Source organism: Thermobispora bispora DSM 43833 (assembly GCF_000092645.1).
Classification (GTDB): Bacteria; Actinomycetota; Actinomycetes; order Streptosporangiales; family Streptosporangiaceae; genus Thermobispora; species Thermobispora bispora.
In genome coordinates this window covers 1,071,554-1,091,737 of sequence record NC_014165.1, presented here as the reverse complement: position 1 = coordinate 1,091,737, position 20,184 = coordinate 1,071,554, and the positions used below count along the sequence as shown (strand labels likewise).

The 20,184-nt window shown below is 74.7% G+C and carries 19 protein-coding genes, 1 tRNA gene and 1 riboswitch; of the genes, 10 read left to right on the top strand and 10 right to left on the bottom strand.

Annotated elements, in window-relative coordinates; all coding sequences use genetic code 11:
- Positions 1-223: 223 nt before the first annotated feature.
- From hutI to TBIS_RS18975, 5 genes are all read right to left on the bottom strand, one after another.
- Positions 224-1,372, bottom strand: a complete 1,149-nt coding sequence (hutI, locus tag TBIS_RS04820; RefSeq protein ID WP_013131222.1) for an imidazolonepropionase — start codon at positions 1,370-1,372, stop codon at positions 224-226.
- A 221-nt stretch (positions 1,373-1,593) separates the two neighbouring features.
- On the bottom strand, positions 1,594-2,934 hold the full coding sequence (locus tag TBIS_RS04815; protein ID WP_013131221.1) for a formimidoylglutamate deiminase: 1,341 nt from the start codon (positions 2,932-2,934) through the stop codon (positions 1,594-1,596).
- A gap of 157 nt (positions 2,935-3,091) precedes the next feature.
- Complete coding sequence (locus TBIS_RS04810; RefSeq protein ID WP_013131220.1) at positions 3,092-3,775, bottom strand: SDR family oxidoreductase; 684 nt, start codon at positions 3,773-3,775, stop codon at positions 3,092-3,094.
- A gap of 539 nt (positions 3,776-4,314) precedes the next feature.
- Positions 4,315-5,004, bottom strand: a complete 690-nt coding sequence (locus tag TBIS_RS04805; RefSeq protein ID WP_013131219.1) for a hypothetical protein — start codon at positions 5,002-5,004, stop codon at positions 4,315-4,317.
- Positions 5,005-5,067: 63 nt separating this feature from the next.
- The gene (locus TBIS_RS18975) at positions 5,068-5,262 is read right to left on the bottom strand and encodes a hypothetical protein (RefSeq protein WP_148231457.1); all 195 of its coding nucleotides are present in this window, start codon (positions 5,260-5,262) and stop codon (positions 5,068-5,070) included.
- A gap of 405 nt (positions 5,263-5,667) precedes the next feature.
- Positions 5,668-5,765, top strand: a riboswitch (glycine riboswitch).
- A gap of 204 nt (positions 5,766-5,969) precedes the next feature.
- Here TBIS_RS18975 and gcvT point away from each other — a divergent pair.
- The 3 genes from gcvT (at position 5,970) to TBIS_RS04785 (ending at position 9,031) form a co-directional block, all read left to right on the top strand.
- Positions 5,970-7,064, top strand: coding sequence for a glycine cleavage system aminomethyltransferase GcvT (gcvT, locus tag TBIS_RS04795; RefSeq protein ID WP_013131217.1), 1,095 nt, complete (start codon positions 5,970-5,972; stop codon positions 7,062-7,064).
- Positions 7,061-7,453: a glycine cleavage system protein GcvH gene (gcvH, locus tag TBIS_RS04790; RefSeq protein ID WP_013131216.1), complete on the top strand. Its 393-nt coding sequence runs from the start codon at positions 7,061-7,063 to the stop codon at positions 7,451-7,453. Before gcvT ends, gcvH begins: the two co-directional genes overlap by 4 nt.
- A 162-nt stretch (positions 7,454-7,615) precedes the next feature.
- Positions 7,616-9,031: a hypothetical protein gene (locus tag TBIS_RS04785; RefSeq protein ID WP_013131215.1), complete on the top strand. Its 1,416-nt coding sequence runs from the start codon at positions 7,616-7,618 to the stop codon at positions 9,029-9,031.
- On the opposite strand, the gene TBIS_RS04780 is transcribed toward TBIS_RS04785, so the two are convergent.
- Together TBIS_RS04780 and TBIS_RS18060 are read right to left on the bottom strand one after the other, a co-directional pair.
- Positions 8,957-9,457, bottom strand: a complete 501-nt coding sequence (locus TBIS_RS04780; protein WP_013131214.1) for a hypothetical protein — start codon at positions 9,455-9,457, stop codon at positions 8,957-8,959. The two genes, TBIS_RS04785 and TBIS_RS04780, sit on opposite strands and share 75 nt — an antisense overlap.
- Entirely contained in the window at positions 9,439-10,116 is a 678-nt protein-coding gene (locus TBIS_RS18060; protein WP_013131213.1) for a DUF6286 domain-containing protein, read from the bottom strand. The genes TBIS_RS04780 and TBIS_RS18060 overlap by 19 nt, the downstream gene beginning before the upstream one ends.
- Before the next feature lie 372 nt (positions 10,117-10,488).
- Between TBIS_RS18060 and TBIS_RS04770 the strand changes: the two genes are divergently transcribed.
- On the top strand, positions 10,489-11,664 hold the full coding sequence (locus TBIS_RS04770; protein WP_013131212.1) for an amino acid deaminase/aldolase: 1,176 nt from the start codon (positions 10,489-10,491) through the stop codon (positions 11,662-11,664).
- Between the two features lie 66 nt (positions 11,665-11,730).
- Here TBIS_RS04770 and TBIS_RS04765 read toward each other — a convergent pair whose 3' ends face one another.
- On the bottom strand, positions 11,731-12,063 hold the full coding sequence (locus TBIS_RS04765) for a DUF3618 domain-containing protein (RefSeq protein ID WP_013131211.1): 333 nt from the start codon (positions 12,061-12,063) through the stop codon (positions 11,731-11,733).
- Positions 12,064-12,193: 130 nt separating this feature from the next.
- Between TBIS_RS04765 and bcp the strand changes: the two genes are divergently transcribed.
- Together bcp and TBIS_RS04755 are read left to right on the top strand one after the other, a co-directional pair.
- Positions 12,194-12,661, top strand: coding sequence for a thioredoxin-dependent thiol peroxidase (gene bcp, locus TBIS_RS04760; RefSeq protein WP_013131210.1), 468 nt, complete (start codon positions 12,194-12,196; stop codon positions 12,659-12,661).
- A 437-nt stretch (positions 12,662-13,098) separates the two neighbouring features.
- Positions 13,099-13,172: transfer RNA gene (locus tag TBIS_RS04755), tRNA-Leu, on the top strand.
- A gap of 85 nt (positions 13,173-13,257) precedes the next feature.
- Here the strand turns inward: TBIS_RS04755 and TBIS_RS04750 are convergent.
- Positions 13,258-13,530: a hypothetical protein gene (locus TBIS_RS04750; RefSeq protein WP_148231456.1), complete on the bottom strand. Its 273-nt coding sequence runs from the start codon at positions 13,528-13,530 to the stop codon at positions 13,258-13,260.
- A gap of 455 nt (positions 13,531-13,985) precedes the next feature.
- Between TBIS_RS04750 and TBIS_RS04745 the strand changes: the two genes are divergently transcribed.
- The 4 genes from TBIS_RS04745 (at position 13,986) to TBIS_RS04730 (ending at position 19,291) form a co-directional block, all read left to right on the top strand.
- Positions 13,986-15,137, top strand: coding sequence for a sensor histidine kinase (locus tag TBIS_RS04745; protein ID WP_041431198.1), 1,152 nt, complete (start codon positions 13,986-13,988; stop codon positions 15,135-15,137).
- Between the two features lie 148 nt (positions 15,138-15,285).
- Positions 15,286-15,951, top strand: coding sequence for a response regulator transcription factor (locus tag TBIS_RS04740; protein ID WP_013131207.1), 666 nt, complete (start codon positions 15,286-15,288; stop codon positions 15,949-15,951).
- A gap of 115 nt (positions 15,952-16,066) precedes the next feature.
- Positions 16,067-16,810, top strand: a complete 744-nt coding sequence (locus tag TBIS_RS04735) for an ABC transporter ATP-binding protein (RefSeq protein WP_013131206.1) — start codon at positions 16,067-16,069, stop codon at positions 16,808-16,810.
- A 3-nt stretch (positions 16,811-16,813) separates the two neighbouring features.
- Positions 16,814-19,291 carry an ABC transporter permease gene (locus TBIS_RS04730; RefSeq protein ID WP_013131205.1) on the top strand — a complete coding sequence of 826 codons (2,478 nt, stop codon included), beginning with the start codon at positions 16,814-16,816 and terminating at the stop codon, positions 19,289-19,291.
- Positions 19,292-19,632: 341 nt separating this feature from the next.
- Here the strand turns inward: TBIS_RS04730 and TBIS_RS20155 are convergent, their stop codons facing one another.
- On the bottom strand, positions 19,633-19,929 hold the full coding sequence (locus TBIS_RS20155; RefSeq protein WP_341849547.1) for a zinc-binding dehydrogenase: 297 nt from the start codon (positions 19,927-19,929) through the stop codon (positions 19,633-19,635).
- Between the last annotated feature and the right edge of the window lie 255 nt (positions 19,930-20,184).

Here is a 20,184-nt window from a genome sequence, read left to right as displayed (position 1 = left end):
TCTTCCGCCACGCCGTCGGTGAAGCCGATCCGGGAACCACGACGCTCGGCGCGGGCTCCCCCGACTTCTCGGTTCTGATCCGACAACGGTCGGGCACCGGGTAAAGATTCCAGAAATCGATACGACCGCGGAATGGTTCTTTCTTCCTCCCCAAGGAGGATGCGATCTGCGGAAAATCCGCGTTCGGTGTGATCTCGCGCGGTGGAGATCGCAGAGATCTTCCTCACACGATCCGCCGGCCGCCCCGCCATACCTGTGCGATGAGCGGAACCCCCGGCCGGTAGGCGAGGTGGACGTAGGACGGCGCGTCGAGGATCACCAGGTCGGCGCGGGTTCCCACGCGGAGCATGCCCACGTCGGTCCGGCGCAGCGCCTTGGCGCCGCCGAGCGTGGCCGCGCGCACCGCCTCCGCGGGGGTCATCCCCATGTACCGGACCGCGAGCGCCACGCAGAACGGCATCGAGGTGGTGAACGACGAGCCCGGGTTGCAGTCGGTGGCGATGGCCACGGTCACCCCGGCGTCGATCAGCCGCCGCGCGTCCGGGTACGGCGAGCGGGTGGCGAACTCGGCGCCGGGCAGCAGGGTGGCGACCACCCCGCTGTCGGCGAGCGCGGCGATGTCGGCGTCGGTGAGATAGGTGCAGTGGTCGGCCGAGGCCGCGCCCATCTCGCAGGCGAGCCGCACCCCGGGGCCCTCCCCGAGCTGGTTGGCGTGCACCCGCGCCTGCAGGCCGGCCTTGATCCCGGCGGCGAGCACCTGCCTCGCCTGGTCCTCGTCGAACGCGCCGCGCTCGCAGAACACGTCCACCCACTTGGCGAACGGCAGGCAGGCCTCGAGCATGGGGCCGGCCACCAGGCGGACGTACTCGTCCGCGCTCATCCCCCGCGGCACCACGTGGGCTCCGAGGAAGGTCGTCTCCTCGGTGAACTGCCGGGCGATCTCCAGGCAGCGGCGCTCGTCCTCGACGGTGAGCCCGTACCCGCTCTTGATCTCGACGGTGGTGGTGCCCTGCTCGGCCATCTCGGCGACCAGGAAGGCCGTGTTCGTGACCAGCTCGGGGATGGTGGCCTTCCGGGTCGCGGCCACGGTGTCGTGGATCCCGCCCCCGGTGTACGGCTCGCCCGCCATCCGGGCGACGAACTCGCCGGTCCGGTCGCCGGCGAACACGAGGTGGGTGTGGCTGTCGACGAAGCCGGGGATGACCGCGCGCCCCTCGGCGTCGACGCGCTCGTCCGCGGCCGGCGCCCGGGACGACGGCCCGATCCAGCGGACCACGCCGTCCTCGGCGACCAGGGCCGCGTTCTCGATCTCCTCACGCTCCGGGTCCGCCGTGAACAGCAGCCCGATGTGGTCGAACACCGTCGCCGTCATGCCGCTAGCCCCACGCCTTCGATGTTCGCCACGGCGGATGCGCGGCAAACGTCCCGTTAAGCGGAGCTTCGCGGTGTACGCGGGAAGGGTGGGGCGGCCGGGCAGCGCGACGGAAGGGTCACCGCGGCCGGCCTCGGCCCGCGCGCGGGGAACGGCTCCCGCGCGACGCCGCCGAAGCACACGGGGATGCGCGGGACTTCGCCGGGGGACGCGGGGAACGGCTAGCCGAGGCGGGCGAGCGCCTCCCGCAGGAGCCGGCCCACGTCGCCGAGCACGTGGCGGCCGTCCTCGACGATCCGGCGGCCGCCGGAGATCACGGTGTGCACGTCGGCCGCGGTCGCGGCGAACACCGCGGTCTCCGCCGCCCAGGGCCCGGCCGCGCCGGCCGTACGGGCCGAGTCGAGGCGGATCGCGACGAGGTCGGCCCACGCCCCCGGGGTGAGGCACCCCGCGTCGGGGAACCCGAGCGAGGCGTGGCCCGCGGCCGTGGCCGCGGTGAGCAGCTCCGCGGCGGTCCAGCGCGCCCGCTCCCCGGTGGTCAGCCGCTCGTCGAGCTCGACCGCCCGGGCCTCCTCGAACATGTCGACCACCGCGTTGCTGTCCGTGCCCAGCGTGAGCGGCGACCCGGCGAGGAAGAGCTCGCGCAGCGGGCCGACCCCGTCGGCGAGGTCCCGCTCGGTGGTACGGCAGGCGCACACGTGCGTGGACGAGCCGCCGAGGAGGGCGATGTCCACGTCGGAGACGTGGATGGCGTGGACCGCGGTGGACCGCGGCCCCAGCGCGCCGTGCTCGTGGAGCACCTGGACCGGCGTGGCGGAGTAGGCGTCCACGCACGCCTCGTTCTCCGCCCGTTGCTCGGAGACGTGCATGTGCAGCGGGGCGTGGTTCCGGTGCGCGAACTCGACGACGACCGGCATCTGCTCGGGCGGGACCGCGCGCACGGAGTGGATGGCGGCGCCGATCTCCACCTCTTCGTCCCCGGCGTAGCGGGCGGCCAGGTCCTCGGCCCGCGCCGCCCAGCGGTCCACGGTGCGGTCGCTGAACCTGACCTGGGTGCCGGTGAGCGGGGCGCCCACTCCCCCGGTGAGGTAGCAGGTGTCGAGCAGGGTGATCCGCAGCCCGGCCTCCTTCGCCGCGCGGATCACCGCGTGGCCCATCTCGTTCGGGTCCGCGTACGGCACGCCGCCCGGCCCGTGGTGGAGGTAGTGGAACTCCCCCACGCAGGTGATCCCGGCGAGCGCCATCTCGGCGAAGGCCGCGGTGGCGAGGGCGGGGAGGGTGTCCGGGTCGAGCGCGGCCGCGAGGTGGTACATGCGCTCGCGCCAGCCCCAGAACCCGCCCCGCTCGTTCTGGGTCCGCCCGCGCAGGGCCCGCTGGAACACGTGCGAGTGGCAGTCGGCGAACCCGGGGAGGGTGAGCCCGGCCAGCCGCACCGCCTCCGGAGGGGCGGGCGCGCCGGGCCGCACGTCCGTGATCCGCCGGCCCTCGACCTCGATGACGACGCTCTCCGCGACCTCACCGGCCGGGAGCCACGCCATCTCACACCAGTAGGTCGTGTGCACGGATCCTCCTCCAGGAGGATCCTCCCCACGCACGGCCCGGGGATTCCGGCGCCCGGGGATCGGCCTCGCGCCCGGCCGCGCGCCGCGGGGCGGGCCGGGCGCCGCGCGGGCGATCCGGCGGGCGCGATCGGGGCTCTCGCCGGGCCGGGCGGCGTGATCAGTTGAGCCGGCCGCCGGCCGGGCGGATGGTGATCTCGGTGATGTGGGCGTCCGGCGGCGCCTCGAGGGCGGCGAGCACCGCCCGCGCCACCGACTCGGGGCTGAGGTACTTGTCCGGCTCGTACGGCCCGCCCTCGTGCGCGCGCACCGCGCGCTGCATGTCGGTGTCGATGCGGCCCGGGTAGATCGTGGTGACCCGCACGCCGTGCGGCTGCTCCTCCAGCCGGAGCGCGTCGGCGAAGGCGCGCAGCGCGAACTTGCTCGCCGCGTAGCACCCCCAGCCGGCGCCGGCGCGCTGCCCGGAGCCCGAGTTGATCAGCACCACGTGGCCTCCGGCCGCCCGGAGCGCCGGGAGCAGCAGGCGGGTGAGCTCGGCCACGGCGATCACGTTGAGCTCGAACGTCTCCCGCCACGCCTCGGCCGGGAGGTCGGCCACCTGGCCGAGCCGCGCGATCCCCGCGCTGTGCACGAGCACGTCGAGCCGGTCGATCCCGGCGACGTCCGCCTCGGTGACGGCGGTGAGCTCGACCGGCCAGGGGCGCGCGCCCAGCTCGCCGCAGAGCCGCTCCAGCCGGGCGCGGTCCCGCCCGCCGAGGATGAGGTCGTGGCCGGGCGCGAGCGCGCGGGCGATCGCCTCCCCCACCCCGCGGGAGGCGCCGGTGATCAGAGCCGTGGGCCGCATGATCCCAGCTTAGGGGCGTGCCGGGCGTGACGGACGGCGCGCCCCGGCCCGGGTCACCGCGGCGAACGGCCTCACCACGGCCACTCACCAGGGCGGACGGCCTCGCCAGCGGCGGGCGCCGGCGTCCGGTGCTCGCCCGGCCGCGCGGGCACCTGGCGAAGCCGGACTCAGCCTTTGCCGCGCCCGACCGCTGTCCCGACCGGAAACCGGGAAAGCTCCGGGTGCGTAACCTCTCCTTCACACCGCGGACCGAGCGCGCGTGCGGCCATGCCCGGGAAACCGCGGGCCGAAGGCGGGGCACTCGGTGCGCCGTCACCGGGTGCCCCGGCCTCGGCCAGGCGGGCGGCTCCCGCCACCGGGCCGGCCTGGGCTGACTCCTTCCGGCCCCGCGACCGCGGCCGGGCGGACGCGATGACCCCTAGAGCCACGCGATGACGCCGGGACGCCCGGGCCCGGCCGGATGAGGCCGTCGCGGGAGCGATCGTGCGGCGCTGCCGGTCGCCGTGCCGGCGGCGCGGCCAGGCGAAGCCGGGCCCCGGTCAGTCCACCTCGGGCACGTCCATGCCGAACTCGATGTCGCCGTCCTCGACCCGGCGCAGCTTGATCTCCTCCACCCAGGCGTAGGCGAACCGCCGGATCGCGGTGATCCGCTCCTCGTCCACGCCGTACCGGGTGAACGCCTCGTCGGCGAGCTGATCGACGGTCTCCAGCCGCTGGACCAGCTCCTCCGTGCGCCACTCGTCCGCGTGCCGCGCGCCGAGCCGCTCCAGGTCGCGGAAGCCGTACCGGTCACCGGCCGCGGCCACGTCGATGAAGTCCCGGGGCAGGCCACGGTCGTGCAGGGCGCGCACCGCGAGGCCCACCGCGTCGTCCAGGCCCACGACCAGGCAGACCCCGGCGTCCAGCGGGGCGTCCCGCAGGTCCTCCCGGGACAGCTCGACCGCGCACGACCACCCGGCGATCTCGTCGGTGACGAGCACCCGGGCCATCCGGGGGCCGCCGGCCTCGGGCTCGGCGGAAAGGCCCCGCTCCCGGAGGGCGGCGGCCATGGCCGCGGCGGGCTCGGTGATCGGCGCCCGGTGCGCGGTCACGAGGCACAGGTCGTCGGCCCGCCGGTCCGCGCAGCCGTGGGCCTGCAGCGCGTACCCGCCGGCGAGCAGCAGGCCGTACCGCTCGCGCACCCGGCCGGTGTCCTCGATGATCCGCAGATGGACGGCGGAGGGTCTCACGGCTGGGGGTCCTCATCTGACGGGCCGGACCGGGGAGGCTCCGCCGGCCGCGTGCCCGGCCGGCTAGCCACGCACACCGTAACGCAAGCGCAGCAGCCGCACGGTCTCGATGATGGCGTGCCACGTGAGGCAGAGCTCGGCCTCGGCCCGCTCGGTTCGCGCCTCGGCGGCGAGCACCCGGTCGCCGGTGAGGCACGCCGCCTCCCGTTTCACCCGGGCGGCGGCCTCCTGGAACGCGAAATGCTCCCGTGTCTCCACCGCGGCCACCCAACCTTCCGAATGATCGTCCCGGGGGACGAATACCCACATGCCGCCGCGGAGATACCCGAACCCCCTGGCCGCCCGGAGCGTCGCGGAGGCCCGGGCCGCCGGGCCGTACCGCTGGGCGGCCACCGGGCCGTACGGCGGGCACGGGACCGCCGGGCCCTCGGCCGTACCGCCGGGCACCGGAGTGCTCCATGCTCGGCCGTACGCCGGGACCGGACCGCCCGGACCTCGCCCCGGCCGGCGGGGCGGGCCCGGCCACGGACCCCGGCGCCCCGGCCGATTCCCCCGCACCGGCCGCATCCCCGGCGCCCGGCCCGCTCCCGGCCCGGCCGGCCACGGTATGGGCAGGGGACATCACAGGCCGGGATGCGGTCCACTAGGCTGGCAGCGCACCGATGACCCCGCGCGGGAGAGCGTCCTGGCAGCCGGTCAGGACCCCTGAAGGAGCAAGCCCTCCCCGCGAACCTCGCAAGGCAAAGGACCGCGCGGGCTAGGTGTCCTCTGGAAAGTGGGCCGTGCGGCGGCGTCCCGCGGGACCGGCCTGGCGTGGTCGGCGCTCGACCGCGAACAGGAGCGGATCCGGTGGGATCGCCCAGGGTCCCGCCGAAGGTGAAAGTCCGTTAAAACACGGGCGAAGCTCTCAGGCGCCGATGACAGAGGGGGAGGATGCTTTCGTCCGTCCTTTCCGAGGTGCGACCATGTCCCGACCCACCCCTTTGCGCGAGGTGCATGAGCGCTTGGGCGCGACTTTGACCGACTTCGCCGGCTGGCTGATGCCGCTCCGCTACGGGAGCGAGTCCGCGGAGCACCGGGCGGTGCGCACGGCCGCCGGGCTGTTCGATCTCTCCCACATGGGAGAGATCTTCGTGACCGGGCCCCAGGCGGGCGAGGCGCTCGATTACGCTCTCGTCGGCCATCTGAGCGCCCTCGCCGAGGGCCGGGCCCGGTACACGATGATCGTCAACGAGCACGGCGGGATCATCGACGACCTGATCGTCTACCGGCTCGCCGGGGACGAGTACCTCGTCGTCGCCAACGCGGCGAACACCGCCACGGTCGCCGCGGAGCTGACCGCACGGGCCGGGTCCTTCGACGCCCAGGTCACGGACCGATCCGCCGAGTACGCGCTCATCGCCCTCCAGGGGCCGAACAGCGTGGCGATCCTGCAGAAGCTCGCCGACACGGACGTGGCCCCGATCCCCTACTACGGCGTCCGCTCCGGCACGGTCGCCGGGACGCCCGCGCTGATCGCCCGGACCGGGTACACGGGGGAAGATGGTTTCGAGCTGTTCGTCCGCGCCGAGGACGCGGTGGCGACGTGGCAGGCCCTCACCGAGGCCGGTACCGAGCTCGGCCTGGTGCCCGTGGGCCTGGCCGCCCGGGACACGCTGCGGTTGGAGGCGGGCATGCCGCTGTACGGCAACGAGCTGAGCACGGAGCTGACGCCGTACGACGCCGGCCTCGGCCGGGTGGTGCGGCTCGACAAGCCCGGCGACTTCGTGGGCCGGGCCGCCCTCGCCCGCGCCGCCGACACCGGCCCGACCCGCCGGCTCGTCGGGCTGGTGGCCCGCGGCCGCCGGGTGCCCCGCAGCGGCTACCCGGTGCTCCGCGATGGAAGGGTCGTGGGAGAGGTGACGAGCGGCGCTCCCTCCCCCTGGCTCGGCAAGCCGATCGCGATGGCCTACGTGTCCGCCGATGCCGTGGAAGAAGGCGGAGAGCTCGCCGTGGACATCCGCGGCCGCCAGGAACCGGTCGATGTCGTTGAGCTGCCTTTCTACAGGAGGAGCAAGTGAGCAGCATCATTCCCGAGGACCTGAGCTACACCAAAGAGCACGAGTGGGTGGCTGAGCAGGAGGACGGCGTCACCGTGACCGTCGGCATCACGGCGTACGCCACCGAGCAGCTCGGCGACGTGGTGTACGTCCAGGTGCCCGAGGTCGGCTCCACGGTCACGGCCGGTGACGCGGTCGGCGAGGTCGAGTCCACCAAGTCGGTCAACGACATCTTCTCGCCGGTGACCGGCGAGGTGGTGGAGATCAACACCGCGGTGCTCGACGACCCCTCCCTGCTCAACTCCGACCCGTACGGCGAGGGCTGGCTCTTCAAGGTCCGGGTCGAGGAGATGCCGGACGACCTGCTCTCCGCCGAGGAGTACCAGGCGCACATCTCCGGGCAGTCCTGACCGGCCTCGGCGCCCCGGTATGGCGAGGGAGAAGACCGCGGGCGCCGGGCCCATGACCGCCTCGGCAGGGGACGGCGGGAGCCTCCCCCGCCGTTCCGCCGCGCGGCACCGCGGGCGAGGCGCGGGCGGTGGCCATCGGCGCGCCCGGCGAGGTGATGCCCGGTGAGCAGGGGACTCCGCATCGATGCGGCGCGGGTGCTCCGGGAGCACCGGGCCTTCCTGGTCGTGCTGGCGCTCGGCGTCACGCTGCGCGGCCTGGCGGTCCTCGGCTACCGCCCGGCGCTGTGGTTCTGGGCGGACTCGTTCGCCTACCTCAGCTCCGCGCTCGACCTGCGCCCGCTCCCGTCACGGCCGTCCGGTTACTCGCTGTTCTTATGGCTGCTGAGCCCGGCGCGCGACGTGGCCGTGGTGACCGTGGTCCAGCATCTGCTCGGCCTGGCCATCGCCTGCGGCATCTACGCCGTGCTGCGCCGCCGGACCCGGCTGCCCGGGTGGGCGGCCGCGCTCGCCGCGGCGCCGGTGCTGCTCGACGCGCACCAGGTGCAGCTCGAGCACCTGATCATGGCCGACCTGCTGTTCTCGGCCCTGGTCGTCGCCGCGGTCGCCCTGCTGGTCTGGCGGCCGGTGCCGTCCGCGTGGCTCGCCGGCGCGGCGCTGTTCCTGCTCGGGCTCGCGTCGATCACCCGCACGGTCGGGCTGCCGCTGATCGTGGTCGCCCTGGTGCTCATCGCCCGGGCGGGCTGGCGGCCGGTGCTCGCCGGGGCGGCCGCGGCCGCCGTGGTGCTCGGCGGCTACGCGGTCTGGTACCGCAGCGCCCACGGGTCGTTCGGGCTGGGCGGCAGCAACGTCTGGCTGTGGTCGCGGACCATGACGTTCGCGGACTGCTCGGTGATGAGGCCTCCGCGCGAGCTCGCCGTGCTCTGCCCGTCCGAGCCGCGGCTCGCCGCCCCCGCCTACATCTGGGACTCCCGCTCCCCGCTCCAGCGGGTCAAGGGCGAGGACCGGGAGCGGCTCACCGGGGAGTTCGCCCGGCTCGCGATCCTCAGCCAGCCCCTCGACTTCCTGCGCACCGGCCTGCACGACGCCCTCTGGGCGTTCGAGTGGGAGCGCCGGGTCTACCCCTCGCGCGGGTGGCAGAGCGCGTACGTCTTCCCCCGCTCGGTCAAGCCGTTCAGCGACAAGGTCGCCTCGGCCGGCCGTACCGCCACCGAGCTCACCACCGCCTACCAGGGGTCGAGCGGGGCGACCCGGGTGGTCGAGCCGTACGCGGGCTGGCTGCGTGCCTACCAGGAGCACGGTTTCGTGCGCGGCCCGATCCTCGCGGTGATCCTGCTGATCGGGCTCGGCGGCGTGGTGGCGCGGCGGTGGAGCGTGCTGCTGCCCTGGGCGGCCGCGGTGGTGCTGCTCTTCCTCCCGCCGCTGATCGCCGCCTTCGACCACCGGTACGTGGTGCCCGTGGTGCCGCTCGCCTGTCTCGCCGCCGGGCTCGCCGTGGGAGCCCGGTCAGCGGCGGCGGACGTGCACGCGGACCAAGGCCGGCAGGTCCGGCGGGGCGCCAACCGCGCTGCGCGTGCGTGAGACCGCGGACTCCTCCAGCCGGGACACCACCGCGGCCACGTCGGCGCCCGGCCGCAGCGACACCGAGATCCGGATCCGGCGGTTCGGCACCATCCTGACGTGGAGGCGCGCGATGCCCTCGATCCCCTTCAGCGCGACGCCCAGCATCGCGATCCCCACCGGGCTGCGCGCCCCGAGCCGGGCGTCGGCGAGCGCGCTCACCAGCCACCGGATGGCGAGCACGGTGAGCAGGGCGGCCATGACCGCGGCGACCGCGCCCACGAGCGGCGCCTCGACCAGGGCGGCGGGGTCGACGACCCGATCGCCGGGCCGCTCCCGCCCGGCCGCGAGCAGGTAACCGCCGAGGGCGGCCAGGCCCAGGCCGACCGCGGCGATGCCGGCCCGGTGGCCGAGCCGCTGGTGCAGGGTCAGCCGTTCCGCCGGCACAGCCGGACCACCACCTCTCGCGTGAAGGAGACGCGCAGCGCGGAGAGCAGGCCGCCGACGGCGGCGCCCACCTCGTGCAGCACCGGGCCGATCGGCCGGTCGCCGACGACGACGCCGACCTCGATGCGCCGGGCGAGGATGCGCACCCGGGCCCGCCGTACCCCGTCGACCGACCCGGCCGCCGCGGCGAGCGTGCGGCGCAGCCCGGCCCGGGTGAGGCCGATGACGGTCCGCTCGTCCCCCCGCGCGAGCGGCACCAGGCGGGGCCGCCCCGGGAGCAGCGCGAGGGCGAGCAGCCCCATCCCCGCGAGGATCATGAAGATCGCGGCGCAGGCGACCGCGGAGTCCCCGAACGCGGCCCCCGCGGCCCGGTGGAGCCCCCAGTCCGCGACCGGCGATCCGGCGAGCAGCCCGGCGATCTCGAAGGTGAGGGCCGAGCCGGTGACCGCGAGCGCCGCCGCCACCGCGGTGGCGGCGAGCCTCCGGACCGGCCGGAGTGCGGCCGCGGCGCGCCTGCCCGCCCGGTCGTCCGGGCGCGGCTCCGCCGGCCGCTCCACCGCGGTGCCGCTCGCCGCGGGCTTCCCGCGTCCGAGACCCTCCCCGGCGCGCACCCCGCCGAAGATGTCCTGGACCATGCTCACCAGCCGTTCACCTCGCACCGCTCAGGCTCCTCCATGCGATCAGGAACCATCCGTACACGGCCGGCGCGCGCCATGGGCGGATCGGCCGCCCGCTTGCGCGATCATGGGCGGATCGAACCCAAGATTTTGCCCCGCGGCGCGGCGGGGCACCCGGAGCGGCCGCGGCCCGCTCGACGCTCCGGCCGTGGTCGAGCCGGCTCAGGCACGGCCGATCGCCGGCGTCCGCGCGCTCGCTGGGCGGGGATCCCTCCAGGGGTGATGAGCGGACCGTGCAGGTCCTCGCCGAATGCATCGCGGTGACGGATGGCTTGCCGCGAGCCCACCCGGGGTGATGGGCCAGAGATGAACGACCCTCATGATTTTCCGGGCCGCCGGCAGTAGGCTTCGGGCATGGACGTCCGAGAGCGCCTCGACCGGGCGACGGCCGATCTGGAACCGCCCTTCGCCGTGATCGACCTGGACGCGCTGCGGGCCAACGCCGCCGGCATGGTACGGCGGGCGCGCGGCAAGCCGATCCGGGTGGCGAGCAAGTCGATCCGCTGCCGGGCCGTGCTGGAACGGGTGCTCGCCATGGACGGCTTCTCCGGGATCATGGCGTTCACCCTCCCCGAGGCGCTGTGGCTGGTGTCCACCGGGTTCCGCGACGTGCTGGTCGCCTACCCCACCGCGGACCGGGCCGCGCTGCGGGCCCTGGGCTCCGACGAGCACGCCGCCCGGGAGATCACCGTGATGGTCGACTCCCGGGAGCACCTCGACCTGATCGAGGGCCTCCGGCTCCCGAACCCGATCCGGGTCTGCCTCGACATCGACGCCGGCTTCGAGCTGGGCGGCGGCCGGTTCCGCGCCGGCGCCCTCCGGTCGCCCGTCCGCGAGCCCGCCGAGGCGGCCGCGCTCGCCGCCGAGATCGTCAAGCGCCCAGACCTCCGGCTCGTGGGGCTGATGGCGTACGAGGCGCAGATCGCCGGGGTGGGCGACAAGGTCCCCGGCTGGTACGGCCTGGCGGTGCGCTGGATGCAGGCGCGCTCGCAGCGCGAGCTGACCGTGCGCCGCGGCCGGATCGTCGAGGCGGTACGGCGCATCGCCGACCTTGAGTTCGTCAACGGCGGCGGCACCGGGAGCATCGAGAAGACGGCGCGCGAGCGGGTGATCACCGAGATCGGGGCGGGGTCCGGGCTCTACCACCCCCGCCTGTTCGACTTCTACCGCGGCTTCACCGGCCGCCCGGCCGCCCTGTTCGCGCTGCCGGTGGTCCGCCGGCCCGGCCCCGGGGTGGTGACCGTGCTCGGCGGCGGCTACCTCGCCTCCGGGGTGCCCGGCCCCGACCGGCTGCCCCAGCCGTACCTCCCGGCCGGGCTGCGGTACGACAAGAACGAGGGCGCCGGCGAGGTGCAGACACCGCTGATCGGGACCGCCGCGGACGGGCTGCGCCTCGGCGATCGCGTCTGGTTCCGGCACGCCAAGGCCGGCGAGCTGTGCGAGCGCTTCGCCACCCTCTACCTCATCGAGGGCGGCCGGATCGTCGACGAGGTGCCCACCTACCGGGGCGAGGGCAAGACGTTCCTGTGATCGGATGCGGGGCCGGCCGCGCCGGGCACCCGGGCGGCCCGGCCTCCGGGCCCCGGCCGCGCCGGATCAGCGGCGCCGACGCCGGCGCAGCAGCACGATCGCGGCGCCGATGACGATGACCGCGCCGACGCCGATGAGCACGGGGGCCACCCGCGGCGCCGGGTAGGGCTCCGCCTCCCCCTCGGCCTCCCCCGCGGCGGGAGGGGCGACGACGGTGCCCAGGTAGTCCCCGACCGAGCCGATGATCCGCTCCGCGTTGGCCCGGGCCTTGGCCACGCTGCGCCGCGCCACCCGCTTCGGGCTCACCCGGTCCACGATCTCGTCGATGGTCCGGGCGAGCTCCTCCCGGGTGCGCTCGATCCTCCGCTCCAGCTCCTCGGGGTCGGTGCCCTCCGCCATGCGCTCCCCCTCCGTGGTCGACGAATGTGATCAGTCTGCCAGGTCGCCGGTACGGCCCGCACCGCGGGCGCGCCGGGTAGGTTTGTTCACGCGTGCCCGCGCCGACGCGGGCCCCACATGGGAGGACGTGATGAGCAGGCTCCAGCCCGGCGATCCGGCGCCGGATTTCACGCTGCCCGACGCGGACGGCGAGGAGGTCTCGCTCGCCGCATTCCGCGGCAAGCGGGTGATCCTCTATTTCTACCCGGCCGCGATGACCCCGGGGTGCACCAAGCAGGCGTGCGACTTCCGCGACAACCTCGGCGTGTTCACCGAGAAGGGGTACGCGGTGCTCGGGATCTCCAAGGACACGCCGGAGCGGCTGCGCCGGTTCCGGGAACGGGACGGGCTCACCTTCCCGCTGCTGTCGGACCCGGACCTCGTGGTGCACAAGGCCTACGGGGCGTACGGCGAGAAGCAGAACTACGGCAGGACCGTGCAGGGCGTGATCCGCTCCACGTTCGTGATCGACGGGGACGGACGGGTGGAGCGGGCGCTCTACAACGTGAAGGCCACCGGCCACGTCGCCCGGCTGATGAAGGAGCTCGGCCTCGCCTGAGGGGAGGGCCGGGCTGGGCCGAGCGGGCGAGCCGGGCCTCGCCCGGGCCGGCTCCGGCGCCGGGCGGCCGCGCCCGCGTCCGGCACCGCCCGCCATCGGACGCCGCACCGCCGTCCCCGCCCCGGAGGACCGCCTTGCGGTCGCCGGGGCCTCGCGCAGCCTTCGAGGACGCCGCGTGGGCGGCCGAGGCCGCGCCGGACCGGGTGCGCCCCGGCCCCGGGCCCCTGGCGCCCGCAGCGGTGCCGGGCGCTTTTCCGCGCGCTCCCGGAAATAGGACCGGAGTGGCCGGAAGCCCTCCCCATGGGCGGTTGTAATATGGACCAGGTGATCGGCTGGGCGTCATTTCGATCCCAGCCGACCTGGGAAAACGTCTCCCTATCGCCGCCGGGCCGTCGTTCTCGCGACGGCCGATTCGGTTAAGGCGATTAACGGGAAAAGGGGTCGTAGCCCAACCGGCAGAGGCGACGGTTTTAGGTACCGTACAGCGCGAGTTCGAATCTCGCCGACCCCACTCGGCCGTCCTGGCAGGGCCGGCGGCCGGTCACCTGCCGGGCGTCATCCGGTGCCGCGAGCCGCTCCGGGCCCGCCGTACGGCATCACCGGATCCCATCGAGCATCCAGCGGCCACCCGGGCCGCCCCAGCGCGGCCCGTCGCCCGGACCGCGCACCCAGCCGATCCGGTCGCGTTCGGCCCGATCCCAGACCTCATCCGCGATCGCGACCGCCCCGCCGCCGAGCAGCATCCCCACGATCAGCCCGCCCACGCCCACGGCGATGAGCCGCCTCCGGTCGCCCCTGGGCGGGTTCGGCGGCGGACCCCACCCCGGGGCGGTCCACCCCGGGCCACCGGGGCCGTAGGCGTAGCGCACGTCCCCCTGCCCCGGAGCCGGGCCGCCGTGGCCCGCGCCCCAGGCGCCGGCCGTGCCGGGCCCGGGCGGCATGGCGTGCGCCGCGGTCCAGGCCTGTCCGGGAGGAGGAGGCGGGGGAGGCGGCGCGAACGCCCCGGGCGCTCCCATGGGCCCCGGTGCCGCTCCGGTGCCCTGCCCGGTCACCGCGCCCGCCGCCTCCCCCGGGGGAAGCGGCGCATCATCGCCTTCCGGCCGCGGGCCGCGCGCCTCGCCACTGCCGTGCGGCCCAGCGTCGCGATCTGACATTCAGATCCCCTTTGCCCCGCTTCGATGAAGCGCACCCGATCGGCAATCATGCGCGGGCGGGCGTAAGAACCGTGTAAGCGGACCGCGGTAGCCGCATGCGACCTGAGTCGCACCCCGGCGTCCGCCCCAGGGGCGACGGCGCACCGCGGCGCCGTACGTACAGTGAGGACGTGTTCGGCAGGCTACGCGCGTGGCGGCAGCGGCATCAGCGGCTCCTGGACGTCCTGACCCTCGCGCCGCTCGCGCTGCTCTCCCTCGCCACGGCCGATCGGCTGACGCCCTGGCCCGCGGCGATCGTGCTCACCGCGGCGATGTTCCTCCCGCTGCTGTGGCGGCGGAGCCACCCGCGTGAGGTCTTCGCCATCATCGCCCTGGCCTGCTTCGTCCAATGGCTGGCCGGCGTCATGGCCTTCCCGGGGAACTTCGCCATCCTCATCGCCCTGTACAGCGTGGCCGCGCAGTGCGCCGGCCTCTGGTCGGTGGCGGCCTGGCTCATCTGCGAGTTCGGCCTGGTGCTCGTCATCTACTCCGCTCGGCCCTCGCCGTGGTCCGCGTTCATCACCTCGTCGGTCTTCGTCAGCTCGATCTGGCTCGCCGGCCTCTACGCCAACACCCGCCGGCGGTACGTGGAGAGCCTGGTGGAGCGGGCGGAGCGGGCCGAGCGGGAGCGGGACCAGCAGGCGCGGATCGCGGCGGCCGCCGAGCGGGCGCGGATCGCCCGGGAGCTGCACGACGTGGTCGCGCACAACGTCAGCGTGATGATCGTCCAGGCCGATGGGGCGGCCTACGCCATCGACACCGACCCGGAGCAGGCCCGCCTCGCCATGCAGGCCGTGGCCCGGACCGGCCGGCAGGCGCTCGCGGAGATGCGGCGGCTGGTCGGGGTGCTGCGGCAGGACGCCGGCAACCCGGCCGAGGAGTACGCCCCGCAGCCGGGCATCGACCAGCTCACCGACCTGATCAAGCAGGTCAACGACTCCGGGCTGCCGGTGGAGTTCACGGTCAACGGGACGCCGCAGGACCTCCCCGAGGGCAAGCAGCTCGCCATCTACCGCATCATCCAGGAGGCGCTCACCAACACCCTCAAGCACGGAGGGCCGGGCGCCCGTGCCACGGTGGAGGTGACGTACGGCGCCGACGAGATCGTGCTGCGGATCACCGACGACGGGCGCGGCGCGGCGGCGCCGCAGGCCGAGGGCGGGCACGGGTTGATCGGCATGCGGGAGCGTGCGGCGATGTACGGCGGGACCGTGACGGCCGGGCCGCGCCCGGGCGGCGGGTTCCAGGTGGTCGCCCGGTTCCCGGTCGGGGGCCAGGAGTGAGCGGCGCGGTGGCCACGGCGCCCGTGACCGGACCCGGTCACGCGGCCCGCCCGGCGCGGATCCCTCCCGCGCCGGCGCCCGGCGCCGGGCCGGCCACGGAAGGGGAGGAACGCGGATCGATGACCAGCGGAAGGGGAGTGCGACAGCGGTGATCCGGGTGTTTCTCGTCGACGATCAGGAATTGGTGCGGACGGGCTTCCGGATGGTCCTGAACGCGCAGCCGGACATCGAGGTCGTCGGCGAGGCGGGGGACGGCCAGGCGGCCATCGACGCGCTCGGCGAGGTCGAGGCCGACGTGGTCCTCATGGACGTGCGCATGCCCAGGATGGACGGGGTCGAGGCGACCCGGCGGATCTGCGCGACGCCCGGCGCGCCCAGGGTGCTCATCCTCACCACGTTCGACCTGGACGAGTACGCGTTCGCCGCGATCAAGGCGGGCGCCAGCGGTTTCCTGCTCAAGGACGTCCCGCCGAACGAGCTGGTCAACGGGATCCGCGTCGTGCACTCCGGTGACGCGGTGGTCGCGCCCAGCACCACCCGCCGGCTGCTCGACCGCTTCGCCGCCCACCTGCCCGATGGGCAGGCGGGGCGGCCGGAGCTGGACGCGCTCACCGCCCGGGAACGGGAGGTGCTCATCCTGGTCGCCAAGGGGCTGTCGAACCAGGAGATCGCCGAGCGGCTCCACCTCGCCGAGGCCACGGTGAAGACCCACCTCGGCCGGGTCCTCGCCAAGCTCCGGCTGCGCGACCGCGCTCAGGCCATCGTCTACGCGTACGAGACGGGTCTGGTCTCCCCCGGTCATACGCGAGTATGATCCGCCGCTCCCCGCTCGGTCGCATCCGCGGCCGCGCGGGGCAGCCGTGGATCGCAGGTCAAGTCCGTTCGCGAGGCCGAGAGAACGGCGGAAACCCGCCCATACGGTGATCGACATGACCACGATGACCGATGTCCGGATCGCCGTGGCCGCGAGCGGGCTGACCAAGGTGTACGGGCAGGGCGAGACCGCCGTGCACGCCCTGCGGGGCATCGACGTCGCCTTCGCGGCCGGAGCCTTCACCGCCATCATGGGCCCGTCGGGATCGGGCAAGTCGACGCTGATGCACTGCCTCGCCGGCCTGGACACCGTGACCAGCGGCACGGTGCGCATCGGCGACGTCGAGATCACGGGCTTGAACGACCGGCAGCTCACCCGGCTGCGGCGCGAGCGGGTGGGCTTCATCTTCCAGGCGTTCAACCTGCTGCCGACGCTCACCGCCGAGCAGAACATCCGGCTGCCGCTGGAGATCGCCGGGCGGCGGGCCGACGAGGCGCTCTTCGACCATGTGATCGACATCCTCGGCCTGCGCGACCGGCTGACGCACAGGCCGAGCGAGCTCTCCGGCGGCCAGCAGCAGCGGGTCGCCGTGGCCCGCGCGCTGGTCTGCAAGCCGCAGGTGATCTTCGCGGACGAGCCGACCGGCAACCTCGACTCCCGCACCGGTGCCGAGGTGCTGTCGTTCCTGCGGCGGTCCGTCAAGGAGCTCGGGCAGACGATCGTGATGGTGACCCACGACCCGGTCGCCGCCGCCTACGCCGACCGGGTGGTCTTCCTCCGGGACGGCCTGCTCGTGAGCGAGCTGGCGAATCCGACGCCGCAGAGCGTGCTCGACACCCTGATGGCGCTGGAGGCCTGACCGATGCTCAGGGTGATCCTCGCCGGGCTCCGGGCGCGGAAGCTGCGCCTGGTGCTCACCTCTCTCGCGATCGTGCTGGGCGTCGGCTTCGTCTCCGGCACCCAGGTGCTCACCGACACCCTCCAGGCCGGCTACCGCCAGGGGTTCACCGCCGACGCCGGCAAGCTGGACGTCGTCGTGATCCCGGGCAAGGAGGAGCTGACCAGCGAGACCCTCGGCAAGATCCGGGCCGTCCCGGGGGTGGCGGAGGCCCACCCGGTGCTCATCGGGGAGGCCCCGCTGATCGGCCGGGACGGCAAGGTCGTCGGCGAGATCCCGCCGCGGGGCGTGGCGATGCCGGTGATCCGCCTCAACGTGACCGCCGGGGAGGCCCCCACCGCGGCCGGTGAGGCCGTGCTCGACGAGGCCACCGCCGAGGAGCAGGGCTTCTCGGTGGGCGACACCATCGCCGTGCTGGACCACAAGGGCGCCCGGCACGAGTTCCGGCTCGCCGGGATCTTCGACGTCGGGGTCGACCAGCGGCTCGCCTACGGCGGGGCGGTGGTCTTCACCGTGGACGACGCGCTGCGGATCACCGGGGTGAAGAGGTTCACCGAGATCGACGTCATCGGCGCCGGCACATCCCCGGAGAGCCTCCGCGACGCCGTCGCCTCCGCCCTGGGCTCCGCGGCCGAGGTGCGGACCGGTGAGGAGCACGCCGAGGTGCTCGCCGAGGCGAACGGCGCCAGCCTCGGCGTGATGCGGATCGGGCTGCTGCTGTTCGCCGCGGTCGCGCTGCTCGTCGCCGGGCTGGTCATCTACAACACGTTCAGCATCCTGGTGGCCCAGCGGACCCGGGAGATGGCGCTGCTCCGCTGCATCGGCGCGACCCGGCGCCAGGTCTTCGGCGCGGTCGTGCTGGAGTCGGCGATCGTCGGCCTGATCTCGTCGATCCTCGGCCTGTTCGCCGGGCTGGGGCTCGGCGCGGGGGCGATCGCCCTGCTCGAGGCGACGGGCTCCGACCTGCCCGGCGGGACCGTGCGGCTGTCCACCGCGGCCGCGGTGAGCGGGCTCGTGACCGGGCTGGCGGTGACCGTGGGCGCGGCCCTGCTGCCCGCCCGCCAGGCCACCAAGGTCGCGCCGGTGGCGGCCCTGCGCACCCAGGTGGAGGAGCAGTCCTTCCGGGCCGGGGTGCTCCGCGTGGTGGCCTCCCTCCTGCTCGCGCTCGCCGGCGGGGCCGTCACCGCGTACGGCGTGGCCGGGGAGCCGGGCGAGAACGCGCTGGTCATCGTCACCGCGGGCGGCATCCTGGTCTTCTTCGCCGTGCTGATCATCGGCCCGGTGATCGTGCGGCCGCTGAGCCGGATCGCGGGCCGGGTGCCCGCCTGGCTCTTCGGCGTGCCGGGGCGGCTCGCGGTCGGCAACGCGCAGCGCAACCCCAAGCGGTCGGCGACCACCACCATCGCGCTCACCGTCGGGGTCACGCTGATCACGTTCATGTCGGTGCTGACCGCGACGCTGCAGGAAACGATCATGAGGAAGCTGGACAAGCAGTTCCCCGCGCAGTTCGTGGTCTACGCCCAGACCGGGACGGTGCCGCGCGCCATCGCAGATGACCTGCGCACCCGCCCGGAGATCGGCTCCGTGGTCGAGATCCGGGAGAAGGAGGGCAAGCTCAACGGCCGGCACGTCGACTTCGGCACCCTCACCCAGGCCGCGCTCGGGGACTCGGTCCATCTCGAGGTCACCTCCGGCTCCCTCGACGGGTTCGGTCCCGGCACGGTGGCGATCGCCGATCACATCGCCACCCGGAACGGCATCAAGGTCGGGGACGTCGTCACCCTGTCCGCGGAGCGGCGGACCGCCCGGCTGCGCGTGGCCGCGATCGTGGACGGCTCCCTCAACCTGGTGCCCCCGGTGCTGCTCCCCGAGCAGAGCTTCGAGCGGTACTTCGGCACGGTGGACGACGCCATGGTCCTCGCCTCCGGGGCCCGCGGCGTGCCCTTCGAGACGGCCGACCGGGTGGTGAACGCCGCCACCCACGCCTACCCCGCGGTCAAGGTCAGCAGCGCGGCGAAGATCCGGGCCCAGTTCGAGGAGCAGTTCGCGATCCTGATGAACATCGTCGTCGCCCTGCTCGGCCTGGCGATCATCATCTCGCTGCTCGGCATCGCCAACACGCTGACGCTCTCGGTGCACGAGCGGATCCGCGAGTCGGCGGTGCTCCGCGCCCTCGGGCTGACCGGCGGGCAGCTCCGCGGCATGATCTCGATCGAGGCGCTGGTGCTCGGGCTCGTCGGCGCCATCATCGGCATCGCGCTCGGCACCGTCTACGGCTGGCTGGCCGCCGCGTCGGCGTTCAACGACGTCTCGCTCCAGCTCCCCGTCGGGCGGATCCTGCTGTTCCTCGCCCTCTCCGGGCTGGCCGCGGTGCTCGCCGCGCTGCTCCCCGCCCGCCGGGCCGCCCGGGTCTCGATCGCGGGCGCGCTGAGCGCCGCCTGAACCGGCCGATCGCGGCCCGTCACGGTGATCGGGGCACCGGTCACCCGGTGAGCGTCCGACCGCCATCCCGGCCGCCGGACGCGCCGGTGGACATCCCAATAGTGATCTGCGGCATCGGAGGACACGGCCGCCGCCATGCGGGCGCGGCCGTGTCCGCTTTTCCGGTCCGGGTGAGGCCCCGCCCGAGGGTCCGCCATGATCCGCCATGGGCCCGGCCGTCCGGGCCATCGCGCCGGAGGCGATGCCCGGTCACGACCGCGGGCCGTCCCGGCGGCACGCTCCGCTCCGCCCCGCCCGGCGGCGTGCCGCGCCGGCCGCCCGGAGCCCGGGCGGTGCCGCGGTCACTCCATGGTGAGGACGATCTTGCCGCGCACGTGGCCGGTCTCCATCTCGCGGTGCGCGTCCGCCGCCGCGGCGAGGGGATAGCGCCGGGTCACGGGCAGCCGGAGCGCGCCCGAGGCGCACCGCGCGGCCAGCTCGGCCAGGGTCCCGGCGGAGCGGGCGCCGCGCAGCCGGCGGATGCCGTGGACCGCGGCGGCCTCGTCGTCCACCAGGGTCCCGATCCGCCGCCGGTCGCGCACCAGGGCGAGGGAGACGGTGATCGCCTCCCCGCCGACGGCGTCGAGCGCGGCGTCCACGCCCTCCGGGGCGATGGCCCGGACGCGCTCGGCCAGCCCGGGGCCGTACGCGACCGGGGATCGCCCCGAGCTCGCGCAGGTAGCCGTGGTTGCGCGGGCGGGCGGTGCCGATCACCCGGGCGCCGAGGTCGCGGGCGAGCTGCACCGCCACGGTCCCCACCCCGCCCGCCGCGGCGTGGACCAGCAGTGTCTCTCCGGGGGCGACCCCGAGCTCCCGTACCGCGTGGTGGGCGGTCTGGCCCACGGCGGAGAGGG

Coding starts and splice junctions, on each gene's coding strand:
- bcp (WP_013131210.1), top strand. CDS start 12,194: ATGAGCAGGCTCCAGCCCGGCGATCCGGCGCCGGATTTCACGCTGCCC.
- hutI (WP_013131222.1), bottom strand. CDS start 1,372: ATGACGGCGACGGTGTTCGACCACATCGGGCTGCTGTTCACGGCGGAC.
- TBIS_RS04765 (WP_013131211.1), bottom strand. CDS start 12,063: ATGGCGGAGGGCACCGACCCCGAGGAGCTGGAGCGGAGGATCGAGCGC.
- TBIS_RS04810 (WP_013131220.1), bottom strand. CDS start 3,775: ATGCGGCCCACGGCTCTGATCACCGGCGCCTCCCGCGGGGTGGGGGAG.
- gcvT (WP_013131217.1), top strand. CDS start 5,970: ATGTCCCGACCCACCCCTTTGCGCGAGGTGCATGAGCGCTTGGGCGCG.
- TBIS_RS04735 (WP_013131206.1), top strand. CDS start 16,067: ATGACCACGATGACCGATGTCCGGATCGCCGTGGCCGCGAGCGGGCTG.
- TBIS_RS04730 (WP_013131205.1), top strand. CDS start 16,814: ATGCTCAGGGTGATCCTCGCCGGGCTCCGGGCGCGGAAGCTGCGCCTG.
- TBIS_RS04770 (WP_013131212.1), top strand. CDS start 10,489: ATGGACGTCCGAGAGCGCCTCGACCGGGCGACGGCCGATCTGGAACCG.